Here is a 13,023-nt window from a genome sequence, read left to right as displayed (position 1 = left end):
GTTAGTATTAAATTATTTTTTTATTAAACGTTTGGTAATTTGGTTATTATCATTAAAAACTTTTAAAAGATAAACTCCAGGATTCAAACTTGAGACGTCTATTGTTTTTGTAACGTTTCCTGTACTTATCAATTGTCCGGTAATAGATATAATTTCATATGATGCTGTTTTATCCATATTTAAAAATACTTCTAAGACTTCACCAAATACTGGATTTGGATATATTTTTAAAGCCATAATATCTTCATCTTCATTACCAAAAACAGGAATGATATTAGAGGATACTACCTGCACATTATTAGATCTTCCACAGGAGCCTTCATAGATTTTTACAGAAGAGAAATCCGACGTATTACCAGAACCACTATCATTATCATTGATAAATACCAATCGATCCATTGTTCCGGTATAGAAACTTCCTACTGGTATTACATACGTTGTAAAATTACTGCCAGAATAGTTGTCATAATTGGTAACACCGTAATTCTGAGTACCATGTACCTTGAAATATCTAGTGGAAGTTAGGCTATTATCATTTTCAAAACCAACAGCATGAATCTCTCCTTGAGATGAGCTTCTGAATTCAAATTCAATTACTGTATTAGGAGTGACTACGTAGTTGTAAGGAATATATTTCCAAGTATTATTAGTAAGGGACAGTGTTGTTCCAGTATTATTTACAACAAAGTCACCAGCTGAGTCCTGATTGGAGAACGGAGTGATCTGGAAATCTCTAAAATCGATACTATCACATGTAGGAGGAGGAGTATTGCCATCTGTAATATTTACATCATCTATGGCAATATCGCTTTGCCACCCCTGAGAACCACTTCCTGTTACTACACTAAACCGTAATTGTACAATTGTTTCTCCTGAATAAGAGGATAAATCTATTGTTTCGGTATTCCAGTCACTTCCTTGAGTCCCATTTCTGCTAAAAATAGATGACCAGTTGCCTTGGTTATTAGTTCTTGCTTCTACTGTTAGATTATTAATAGCACTTCCTAACATGTGATACTGAAATGTAAGACTTGGAGAAGTAAGATTGGTAAAATTTAAACAAGGAGAATTCAAAATAGCTCTTTTATTTGGGAAGCCGGTTCCATTTCCTGAAGCCTCTACATAAATATAAGTATTACCATCTGCCGCCCCACTAGGACCAGTATTATTAGAAGGCGTACCACCTGAGTCTCTAGTCCAATCTAAGTCATCTCCTGTAGTAGCATTTTGCCAAGACCCAAAACCAGATTCAAAACTTTCATTGAACGGAAAAGAAGTTACTACCGAAGGACAGTCACCTCCTCCGCCATCTCCAGGTTCACTTTTTCTTACTAAGAAAAATCCTCCCTCTATATCACTGATAACAATATTTCCGCTTGCAAAATAAGGATATACATTCCAAACTCCATTAAAAGAAGCACTATTACTAGATGGGAAGGTGTCAAAATACCCAATTTCATTAATATTAGTGTTTACAATATCTGAAATATCAATAACTCTAAATCCTGCTCGATAATTCGCTAAATAAAACTTATCTCCTTTTACATATCCATTATGATCCGTAGCTGCTGTTGGTCCATTATAGATCATATGTTGTTGTGGATTGTCTAAATCTTCAAAATCAAATATAATAGTCCGCGTATTAAACCCTACTCCTTGCTCATCTGTTTCATCTCCTAAAAGGAAATATCTCATATCATCAGTAAACCAACCTTGATGTACATATCCTATATTCGAGTATTGGATTGTGGAAATTGTTACTGGGTTAGACTTATTGGTAATATCCGCTATTACAATTTCAATTTCATTACTACCTATAAGAATTTCTCTTCCGTTGTAATCGCTATCAGGACCGGTATAAGTAACTACTTGAGCATCGTGAGTATAGGCTCTTTGACCTCCTGACAAAAAACCGCCGGCATTAGTTGGATTTTTAGGGTCTTGAATATTCACAAACAATGGTCCTCCATTATATGGTCCGGAACCTCTCTGTGCTCCTACGATATAAGCAAATCCGGTATCTTCATTAATTACAATATTATGTGCGTTTCCAAACTGCGTATATCTGGTATCTGCAGAAAAAGTTGCAGGAGGATTAGAAACGTTACGCAATCTAGTTAAATCAAAAACTTGCAGACCGTGGCCTGAAGCCTCACTTACTATAAAAGCGTGGTTATTATACACCTTAACATCTCTCCATAGACTATTACCAGTGGCGGTAGGAAGTTTTCCGAGATAAATCGGGTTGGTGGGGTTAGAGATATCTATAAATGCAGTACCATTGTTTAAACCAATAATTGCATACTCTTTGGATGTTTGAGAATCTGTCCACCCCCAACTGTCATTTCCAGAGCTAGCGTTCATTTGAGAAAGTGAAATTGTAGACATAAGATCATAATCTTTACATGGATAAGATCCTGCAAATCCATTCGTGCAAGGTGTTTGACTTTGGCAAATAAGAGTAAATACCAAAAAGCATAAAGCTAAGGGTAGTTTTTTCATGAGTCTGTGTAATTTAGTAGTTAGTTCGAACTAGTTCTTAAAAACTAGTACGTTACACAAAACTAATCTAAAAAATCCCAAACTAAGTCTTAGCTTTCCGCACTATTTCGCTGGTTTAACCACCTTATTATCAATATTTAATCGTTTTTTAAAATTATTAGACATCAGTTAATAATCAACTTCTTAGTAACATCATTTATCCTAAGCAGATAAATTCCAGGATCATATTCTAAATTAATAGTTATGCTATTAGGGTTATTAAATTTGGTAATCTCTTTCATTTTCTTTCCAACAACATTAAAGATTTCTATTTTTTCTATTTCAGATGTATTTATACCTTCAATGGTAATTCCGGATTGTGTTGGATTTGGGTACAGGGTAAATTCTGTTTTTTGCGCAAAATCATTTACGCTTAATGTGTTACTTTCTCGTACAAGTAAAAACCCCGATTCAATATCACTGATCACAATGTTTCCACTGTCGAAATATGGATATACGCTCCAAGCACCATTTTGGCTTACTGAATTACTGGATGGAAAACTATCAAAATACCCTATTTCAGTCATGTTTTTATTAGCTATGTCAGCAATATCAATCACTCTTAATCCCGCTCTATAGCTAGAGAGATAGAATTTATCTCCTTTTACATATCCATTGTGATCTGTAGCAGGCGTTGGACCTGTATAGCTCATATGGAATTTTGGATCATCTAGATCATTAAAATCAAAAACTATGGTTCGAGTATTAAAACCTACAATAGCTTCATCTGCTTCATCTCCTAATAAAAAATAACGTTGATCTTCGGTAAACCATCCTTGGTGAACATATCCAATATCAGAATACCCAATTGTAGATATGGTTGCGGGATTTGACTTATCTGTAATATCGGCAATCACTATTTCAATTTCATTACTTCCTATCAGTATTTCACGACCTGTATAATCGGTATCAGGACCGTTATAGGTTACGGCCTGCGCATCATGACTATAGGCTTCACCTCCTGTAGATAGAAAACCACCTGCATCAACTGGGTTTTTAGGATCTCTAATATCAATAAATAAAGGCCCTCCCTCATAGGTTCCAAATCGGCTAGTTCCTACAGCGTATGCAAATCCTGAATCTTCATTAATAACAATATTGTGTGCATTACCAAAACCGGTATATCTATTATCAGCAGTAAATGTTTCTGGAGCATTGGTAACGTTTCGCAATCGAGTTAAATCAAATACTTGCATTCCGTGACTTCCAGTAGATATAAAATCGGCAACGATATAGGCGTGGTTTTGATATACTTTTACATCTCTCCAAGAGCTTGAACCTACAGCAGAAGGGAGTTTTCCTAAATATATAGGATTAATTGGGTCTGAAATGTCTATGAATGCTGTTCCATTATCTAATCCGATAATTGCATATTCTTTTCCATTACTAGGGTCTGTCCATCCCCAGCTATCGCTTCCTTCATTAGCACTCATTGTGGATAATGGAATATGAGACATTAGATCATAACCATTACAAGGAAATGAAGCTGCCATTCCATTATCGCATGTTGTTTGAGATTGCAAAAGAAATGACGAAAAAATTAAGTTAAGTAAGATTATTTTTTTCATTGGTTGAGTTTTTAAGAATATAATTAAAAATGAGGCTGTATGAAATAATTGTGTTGTTTATCAAGGAGTGCTTTCTTTTACTAATATGAATCCTGAATTTACATCGCTAATCACAATATTTCCACTTTCAAAATATGGATAAACGTTCCATGCACCACTAAAACCTACACTATTATTTGAAGGAAAGGTGTCAAAAAAACCGATTTCACGCATCGAATTAGAACTTATATCCGAAACATCAATGATCCTAATACCAGCTGTATAATTGGCTAAATAAAATTTATTTCCCTTTACATAACCATTATGATCAATAGATGGTGTAGAGCCGGTATAGTTCATATGAAATTTTGGATTGTCAAGATCTTCAAAATCAAATACGATGGTACGTGTATTAAAGCCAACATTTGTTTCATCAAGCTCATCACCTAGTAAGAAAAACCGTTGATCTTCAGTAAACCAACCTTGATGAGTATATCCGATATTAGCATAATTAATAGTAGAGATTGTTTTAGGGTCATTTTTGTCAGTGATGTCTGCAATTACAATTTCTATTTGATTACTTCCTATCAAAATTTCTCTTCCAATATAATCACTATCCGGTCCATTATAAGTTACCACTTGTGCATCATGACTGTAGGCATCACCACCATCAGAAATAAAGCCTCCCGCTGCAATCGGATTCGTTGGGTCCTGGATATTTACAAAATGTGGACCGCCCCCAAAAGTAGATGTTCCTACACCATATGCAAATCCTGTATTTTCGTTAATGACAATATTATGTGCATTACCAAAACCTGTATAGGTAGTATTAGCAGTAAATGTTTGTGGTGGATTAGTCACATTTCTTAGTGTTGTTAAATCAAAAACCTGCATTCCGTGACCAGGTGCTTCGCTAACAATAAAAGCGTAATTTTGATATACTTTTGCATCGCGCCAAGTGCTACTTTGTGTAGCAGTGGGTAGTTTTCCTAAATATATAGGAGTTTCAGGATTAGAAATATCAATAAAAGCGGTACCATTATTAAGGCACATAATTACATATTCTTTACCATTACTTGGATCCGTCCATCCCCAACTATCGTTTCCAGCTGAAGCATTCATTGTATTTAAAGATATCGAAGAGACAAAATCAATACCACAACTTGGATAAATCCCACCAGACACTTGGTTTGTGCAGTTTACATTCTGATCCCCATCATTTCCACTAGTTTGATCATCATCATTACTGCAGTTTATAACTGATATTAATGTAAAAAAACAAATTACTATGCTGAAATACCTTTTCATTTACTAGAATTAAAAATTAATTAGAGACTTATATATATAACAGTTTATTAACTAAATACCCTACTAAACCATACAATACGAGCTATTCAAAATTGTATTTGATATTTATTTAGGAAGAATATAAGCCTTTGGTTTTTGAAAAACTTTGCTTAAAAAGGTAGCAAAAATTTACGACTATTGATATTTAGGAAGTTAAACAATGAAAAGTTAAATGAAAGGAAACGAGGTTTTTTATATAATGAAATCACCTTGTTCCCTACCTTTGCAATTATGATTGAAGATAAAAATACATCAAGGACATCATTGTCAGAATTAGGAGAATTTGGTTTGATAGATCATTTAACCAAAAATTTTGAAATCAAACAGGAATCTACCATTCGAGGGATTGGTGATGATGCTGCAGTATTAGATTTTAAAAACAAAAAATGTGTATTAACCACAGATCTGTTGATTGAAGGAGTACATTTTGATTTATCCTATGTTCCGTTAAAGCATTTAGGGTATAAAGCAGTAATGGTAAATCTTTCTGATGTGTATGCAATGAATGCGACTGCAACACAAATCACAGTATCTATTGCGGTATCAAACAGATTTCCTTTAGAAGCATTAGAAGAACTATATGCCGGGATTCAAGCAGCAGCTAAAATATATAATATAGATGTAGTAGGAGGTGACACGACCTCTTCTACCACTGGATTAATGATAAGCATTACAGCTGTGGGTCATGCAGATGAAGAAAGTTTAGTATATCGAGATGGTGCAGGAGAAAACGATTTATTGGTAGTTACAGGTGATTTAGGAGCTGCATATCTAGGGCTTCAGATATTGGAAAGAGAAAAACAGGTATATAAGGCGAATCCTAATTCTCAACCGGATCTGGATCAGTATTCATATTTAATAGAACGACAATTAAAGCCTGAAGCTCGAAAAGATATATCGGAACTTCTCAAAGCTCTAGAGGTAAAACCAACGAGTATGATTGATATAAGTGATGGTTTATCTTCTGAAGTGATACATTTATGTAAAAGATCAAAAGTGGGAGTAAATTTATACGAAGAAAAGATACCTCTGGATCCTGCAGTTATTTCTACTTGTGAGGAGTTTAAATTAAATAGTACAACCGTAGCCCTTAGTGGAGGAGAGGATTATGAATTATTATTTACGATTAAGCAAGAAGATTTTCCGAAGATTAAAGCAAACCCTAATCTTACTGTAATTGGTCATATGACCGATGAGAAAAGCGGAATAGGATTAGTAACCAGAGCTAATGAAAAAATTCAATTAACAGCGCAGGGATGGAATCCTATTAAAGAATAATTTAAGAAGCAGCCTGAAGATTTATATTGCCTTTGTTTCTTGCAATTTTCTTAGCGTGAACGGATGCTAATGCATCATTAATTTCTTTAAGTTTTGGTGTCATTACTTCTAATCTACCTCTGCTGTTAGTAGTTGCTTGTTCACGGCAATGTGAACATGTATATTCTTTTATATGATGTGTAACCTGCTTGGAAGTAACATAATCATGGCCGAATAAAGCGCAATAGATTTTTGATATGGAGAATGACGAATTGGGGATAGATTTCTTCATCTTTGTGGGGGTTAAAAGTTCATTATCAATACAATAATAACGTTTTTTTAGTTATTAACAACATTTTGTAAGAAAAAATTTTGAAAAAACTTCAAATTTTGCTCAAAAAGTGTATTTTATAGTGGTTTTGACCTGTAAAATTGTATTTCATCGAAGAAATAGTATGTGATTATGGTCTTTTTATAGGTAGGAGACATCACCAGTAAACAGGGGAATATATGTTAGGAAAGTTGAAGAAATTGGTCAAGAGTTTTTAAAAGCTCATCTTGATTTTCGATATAGGACATGTGACCCCCATTTAGCGAAACTAAATCCGTTTTACATTGTTTTGATTCTTCGATATTTTGTTGGTATGATAATACAGGGTCTTTTTCTCCTGCAAAAATTATCTTTGGTTTTTTAAATTTTAATAAGGTGGTGGTATGATCTTTTCTGATTTTCATGCCTTCTAAAGCAGAAATGATTCCTTGTAACGGCATTTTTGAAGCTTCATTTTTTATGAATTCAACCTGGTTTTTATATTTGTCACGGTTTTCCTCGGCAAAAAGATTGGCAATCGCCATACCTGTATAAGCTTTGGGGTTTTTCTTCACAATATCAATTGCTCTGCTTCTATTTGTCTTTCTTTCTTCACTATCAGGAAAAGAAGTAGAGTTAAGCAATACAAGTCCGGAAACTAGTTTGGGAAATAAATCCAGATAGGCTAATGAAACATACCCTCCCATGGAATGACCAATGAATATAGGGTTATCAATTTTGATACTGTACAAAACAGTTCTAACCGCTTCCGCCATATCTTCCATCCTATGAATGTAACCTAGACAATCCGTTTTTCCGTGGCCTAATAGATCAATTGTGATACAGTTATGAGTGTTAGAAAAATGAGGAATTATATCATTCCACATCGTAGAATTTTCTAAAAAACCATGTAAAAAAACCAGAGGAGTACCTTTTCCGTAGGTGTTATAATTAATTTCAATCCCTTTATATGCTAATGTCATTTTGAAATTTTATATTTCAACTTTTTTATCAAATTATCAATATTCGTTTAAGTGATATAAACCTAACTAAATGCGATTTAATAAAGAAACTTTTATCACAGGATTTGCTTTATTCTCTATGTTTTTTGGAGCAGGAAATCTTTTATTACCTCCAATGCTTGGATATAATTCTGGAGAAGATTGGTTCATTGTAGCTGTTGGTTTTATTATAACGGCTGTGGTGATTCCTCTTTTAGGGATTTTGGCACATGCACGTCTACAGGGAACTATGTTTGATTTTGCAAAAAAAGTTTCTCCGATCTTTAGTATTATCTATTGTGTAATTGTATACATTATATCTGTAGCAATTCCTTCTCCTCGAACTGCAGCGGCAACTTATGAAACGGTTATTCACCCTAATTTTAGTAATATTAGCTCACTACTTAATAGTGCAATTTATTTTACATTGGTTTTATTGTTTGTATTGAATCGTTCTAAGATATTATCCTTAATAGGGAAGTATCTCACACCGCTTATTGTGGTTATTTTATTATTAGTTATTGGTATCGGATTGTTTTCAGCAGAAGAAATTACTAATCCGATCGAAAAGCTTAGTTTTTTTGAAGGATTGATTGAAGGGTATCAAACTTTTGATGCCATTGGTGCAGTGGTTATAGGAGGCGTAATAATCATTTCTTTAAATCTTCGCGGGCATACTTCTTTTGAAGCTAAGAAATATTTGATTTCCCGTTCTGGATTTATAGCAGGTTTTGGGTTATTAATAATGTATACTGGAATGATAGCAGTTGGAGCTTATTTTAGGTCAGAAATTGTTATTAATCAAGAATTAAGTGATGATTTACAACGTGCGCAACTTCTTAATACTATTTCTTTAGCTGCTTTAGGAAACATAGGAAGCACGTTTTTAAGCTTTTTAATAGGTTTAGCCTGTTTTACAACTGCTGTTGGGATAATAACAGGAACTGCCGATTATTTTAAAGGGTTATTTAATAACTCACAGAAAATTTATATTATCACAGCGGTTATAGCTTGTTTTATTGGAGTGATTGTAGGACAATTAGATTTTGGCACGATAATTCATATCGGTTTACCAATAATTTTTATGATTTATCCTATTACAATTGCTTTGATATTTTTGAATATACTTCCAGAAAAATTTGCAAGCTCTAAAGTTTTTAGAATTGTAGTTACGGTAACCATTTTATTTAGTATTCCAGATTGTATTCGATTTGTTACAGATCAAAATACTGGTGTAGGGGCTATGGCAGCATCTGTGAGATCTTTTTTACCATTAGGGGATCAACATTTTGGATGGGTACTACCTGCTTTGCTCTCCCTTGTCATTAGTAACGTTTTTGTTAAAGAAAAATCTTCAAAGTAAGTGTGCATTATTTTTAAAAGTAAATAGTATATGATGTTGTCATTTTTTCTTAAATTCGCGCTTTAACATTTTATTAAGAGTGTTAATAAAGGGGATTTTATCAATATAGGGAAAACTAATACCAATGAAAAAGCTAACATTCGGTGCAGTAATTGCACTGATTATATCTTCATGTACAAAGGATGATTATATTCCAATCACCTCAAATTTAGACTCAGAATTATTAAGCACATTGAATGAAGCATCTAATGGAGAAGGAGTATCGTTTTTTACATTACCAGAAAGTGATGATTATGCGAATATCCCACAAGATCCATTAAATCTAATTACAGAAGAAAAAGTCTTTTTAGGTAAATTATTACTACACGAAACTGCTACCGGAGGAAATCCGAAAATGTCAGAGATGAAGGCAACTTATTCTTGTGCTTCCTGTCATCAGGCGGCAGCTGGTTTTGCGGCCGGAATAAGACAAGGAATTGGAGAATGTGGCGTAGGTTTTGGAATAAGAGGAGAAGAAAGAGTAGCTGATGCAACAGTTCCAAGAGATTCGATTGATGTACAACCCATAAAATCTCCAACATTATTAAATGTAGCCTATCAAGATGTTATGCTTTGGAATGGACAGTTTGGAGGAACAGGAACAAATGCAGGAACGGAAGCCAGTTGGACAGAGATTCAAGAAAACTTTTTAGGGTTTCAAGGTGTGGAAGTTCAGGCCATCAAAGGACAAAAAGTACATAGATTGCAGATAGATGATGAGTTTGTAAATATTTTTGGTTATAAAGACCTTTTTGATGCGGCATTTCCTGATGTAGCAGAAAATGAAAGATATACTAAAAACAATGCTGCTATGGCCGTTGCTGCTTATGAGAGAACATTATTAGCAAATAGATCACCATGGCAGGATTGGCTAAAAGGAAATAGTAATGCATTAAGTGATTCTGAGAAAAAAGGAGCAATTGCTTTTTTTGGAAAAGGAAAATGTTATGAATGCCATACAGGTCCTGCATTGAATGATAAAGATTTTCATTCTTTTGGTATGGGTGATTTTGAAAATGTAAATGGCGCATTGCTTTTGTATGATGTAAATATTGATAACGTTAAAAGAGGGAGAGGAAACTTTACAAACAATCCTGCGGATGATTTTAAGTTTAAAACTCCAACACTATATAATTTAATAGATAATGGTTTCTATGGTCATGGAGGGACTTTTACTTCAATAAAAGAGGTAATCTCTTATAAAAATGAAGGAAATCCACAAAATACAGAAGTACCTGCAGAGAATTTAGCCTCTCAATTTGGAACTATAAATCTTACCGAAGAGGAAATAGATGATATGACATCCTTTATTACGAATAGTTTACGAGATCCGGAATTAGAAAGATACGTGCCGGAATCTGTTAATTCTGGAAATTGTTTCCCAAATAATGATACAGTATCTAGAGTAGATTTAGGTTGTGATTAATTAAGGGTAGCAATCCACCACGTATTCCCATATGGATCTTTAAAACCGGCTCCACGTGCGCCATAATCTTCTTCCATTGGTTGCATTAGAGATGTAGCACCCGCATCTATTGCATTATAATAGGTTTGGTCAGTATCTTTTACGTATACATACATCGAGGTATGTTGTGCAGGATAGGTTTTCGAGGCCTCCGTAATCATTATAGTAGCATCTCCTATCATCACTTCAGAATGTTCAACTTTATAAGCTGCGTCTACTTTACGTATCATTTCCTGGGCGTTGAATATTTTTCTGATAAAATCAATAAAATCATCTGCATTCTCGACTACCAAATAAGGCATTGCTTGTTGATGACCTGCTGTAATTTTCATTCGCTGCATTGCTATTCTTTAATGTTTTGATATGCAACGATAAAATGGTTATAAATATTCTATAAAATATTAGAAAATAGTATTAAAAAATAAAACGCTAAAAATTATGAGATTCTATTTTTTCGATCTTTCTAGCCATCCTCGAATTTTTTTTGCAACAGGATCCGCCCCACGATCATAGTTAGACATCACTACCATTACGTATCCATTGTCCAAAAACATGTCCATTTGTGAGTTAAGACCGGGAAATCCTCCTCCATGGCCCACAACTTTACCTGCTTTACTATTGTTGATAGTGAAACCATAACCGTATCCAGATTTTATATGATCGGTCCAAAGTAGTTCTAAGGAAGACTTAGAAACCAATTGTTCATTACCCAATGCTAATGCGAAATTATGTAGGTCTTTAATCGTAGAAAAACCGCCTCCGGCAGGACCCCCTTTAATAACGTGTTTAAAGATATTATTTTTCCAACCTGTCGAGTTATTGGCTGTAGGAATATATCCAATAGCCAGATTTTCTACAGGTTCATCCATCTCAAAAGAATCAGAATTTATCATTCTTGCAGGATTATAAATATGTTCTTTAATATACTTGAAATAGTCCTGTCCTGAAGATTTCTGGATAATCACTCCTAAGAGCAACATTCCTGTATTGCTATATCTATATTTTTCTCCTGGAGTAAATGAAAGAGTACTTTCTTTTACTAAAGGTTTAAACTGATCTATAGTTCGGTATAATTCTCTAGATGAAGTAAAAAAAGTTTTATTAAAATAACTTCCTAATCCGCTAGTATGCGATAGTAAATGATGGATGGTTACTTGGTCTGTTATTTCTTTAGAAAGCCAACTCTCATCTACATATTTACTGATAGGGTCCTGTAATGCTATCTTTTCTTTTTCTGCCAATTGCATTATAGCAATAGCTGTAAACATTTTGTTCATCGACCCTAGATTAAACTTAGTATTGATGGTATTCGCTACGTGAAACCTCTTAGAAGCTTCACCATAGGCTTTTTCAAATAAAATTTTATTCCCTTTTGCTATCAAAACTGCTCCTGAGAATATATCGTTTGTAGAAAGTTTATTGAGAAGTGCTGTAGTCTTGTTTATGAATTCGGTTTCTGATATATCTGGTTCTATAACATTCAAAGGAACATCTGCTGACGAAAACCATAAACTATCAACTATGTAGTCCGTTGTATTTGTAAAACTTAAAACAAATGAATAGAAGGCATCAAAATTATTATCTTTTACGATGATTATTGTTTTGTCAGGATTGGGAGGAGTATATGTTCTTACGCTATAAAAGTTTACACCTCCCGTTTTTCTTGAGTTATCCAATAAATATTCTTGAATATCTTTTAAAGAGAATTTTTTCAGGATATCATCCTTACTGTGTTTTGTGATAAACTGATTTATTTTTTCAGGATCATTTGCATTAAACATGTCGATGGTTTCCTGAACTATTTGCCCCATTTTTCCTTTAGGAAAATTAAGGTCATCCTTAAAATCTATTGTGGTTCCATTTTGAGTATATCCAAAGAACGGAAATATTAAAAGGATGAATAGTAATTGCGAACTGTAGTTGTTTTTAAAAGTAATCACGGTTTTAAAAGTTGTTAAGAAGTTTATACTGTTTCAAGAATCTAACGGCTAAATAGTACTCGTTTTACTATTAAAAGTAATGTTTGTTTAGGGAATTTATAGCATCAAATATTGTTCCGTTAATGATTAAAATATTTGATTTATAAATTGTTACAAAAAAAACCTTGAAGATTTTTTGGAATCCTCAAGGTTTTAAATATGTTTGACTTTATA

10 protein-coding genes are annotated in these 13,023 nt (G+C 33.7%); 3 read left to right on the top strand and 7 right to left on the bottom strand.

What is annotated here, in order from left to right; translation table 11 throughout:
• Positions 1–12: 12 nt before the first annotated feature.
• The 3 genes from Q0910_RS28635 to Q0910_RS03945 all read right to left on the bottom strand — a co-directional run bounded on the left by Q0910_RS28635 (position 13) and on the right by Q0910_RS03945 (position 5,396).
• Entirely contained in the window at positions 13–2,502 is a 2,490-nt protein-coding gene (locus Q0910_RS28635; RefSeq protein ID WP_366142628.1) for a choice-of-anchor B family protein, read from the bottom strand.
• Positions 2,503–2,666: 164 nt separating this feature from the next.
• Positions 2,667–4,109, bottom strand: coding sequence for a choice-of-anchor B family protein (locus tag Q0910_RS03950; RefSeq protein WP_299212835.1), 1,443 nt, complete (start codon positions 4,107–4,109; stop codon positions 2,667–2,669).
• A gap of 60 nt (positions 4,110–4,169) precedes the next feature.
• Positions 4,170–5,396 (bottom strand): choice-of-anchor B family protein, encoded by a 1,227-nt coding sequence (locus tag Q0910_RS03945; protein WP_299212833.1) that lies wholly within the window; start codon positions 5,394–5,396, stop codon positions 4,170–4,172.
• A gap of 270 nt (positions 5,397–5,666) precedes the next feature.
• Between Q0910_RS03945 and thiL the strand changes: the two genes are divergently transcribed.
• Positions 5,667–6,713, top strand: a complete 1,047-nt coding sequence (gene thiL / locus Q0910_RS03940) for a thiamine-phosphate kinase (RefSeq protein ID WP_299212832.1) — start codon at positions 5,667–5,669, stop codon at positions 6,711–6,713.
• Position 6,714: 1 nt separating this feature from the next.
• Here thiL and Q0910_RS03935 read toward each other — a convergent pair whose 3' ends face one another.
• Together Q0910_RS03935 and Q0910_RS03930 are read right to left on the bottom strand one after the other, a co-directional pair.
• On the bottom strand, positions 6,715–6,984 hold the full coding sequence (locus tag Q0910_RS03935; RefSeq protein WP_299212830.1) for a hypothetical protein: 270 nt from the start codon (positions 6,982–6,984) through the stop codon (positions 6,715–6,717).
• A gap of 221 nt (positions 6,985–7,205) precedes the next feature.
• The gene (locus tag Q0910_RS03930) at positions 7,206–7,985 is read right to left on the bottom strand and encodes an alpha/beta hydrolase (RefSeq protein ID WP_299212828.1); all 780 of its coding nucleotides are present in this window, start codon (positions 7,983–7,985) and stop codon (positions 7,206–7,208) included.
• A gap of 70 nt (positions 7,986–8,055) precedes the next feature.
• On the opposite strand from Q0910_RS03930, the gene brnQ reads away from it, so the two are divergent.
• Both brnQ and Q0910_RS03920 read left to right on the top strand, forming a co-directional pair.
• Positions 8,056–9,366: a branched-chain amino acid transport system II carrier protein gene (gene brnQ, locus Q0910_RS03925; protein WP_299212826.1), complete on the top strand. Its 1,311-nt coding sequence runs from the start codon at positions 8,056–8,058 to the stop codon at positions 9,364–9,366.
• Between the two features lie 124 nt (positions 9,367–9,490).
• Positions 9,491–10,831: a cytochrome c peroxidase gene (locus tag Q0910_RS03920; RefSeq protein ID WP_299212824.1), complete on the top strand. Its 1,341-nt coding sequence runs from the start codon at positions 9,491–9,493 to the stop codon at positions 10,829–10,831.
• Here Q0910_RS03920 and Q0910_RS03915 read toward each other — a convergent pair.
• Both Q0910_RS03915 and Q0910_RS03910 read right to left on the bottom strand, forming a co-directional pair.
• Positions 10,828–11,202 carry a VOC family protein gene (locus Q0910_RS03915; RefSeq protein ID WP_299212822.1) on the bottom strand — a complete coding sequence of 125 codons (375 nt, stop codon included), beginning with the start codon at positions 11,200–11,202 and terminating at the stop codon, positions 10,828–10,830. The genes Q0910_RS03920 and Q0910_RS03915 overlap by 4 nt on opposite strands.
• Before the next feature lie 114 nt (positions 11,203–11,316).
• Complete coding sequence (locus Q0910_RS03910) at positions 11,317–12,810, bottom strand: serine hydrolase domain-containing protein (RefSeq protein ID WP_299212820.1); 1,494 nt, start codon at positions 12,808–12,810, stop codon at positions 11,317–11,319.
• Positions 12,811–13,023 lie beyond the last annotated feature (213 nt).

Origin of the sequence: uncultured Aquimarina sp. (assembly GCF_947495315.1) — a bacterium.
GTDB lineage: Bacteria > Bacteroidota > Bacteroidia > Flavobacteriales > Flavobacteriaceae > Aquimarina.
This window is presented reverse-complemented; position numbering and strand designations above follow the sequence as displayed.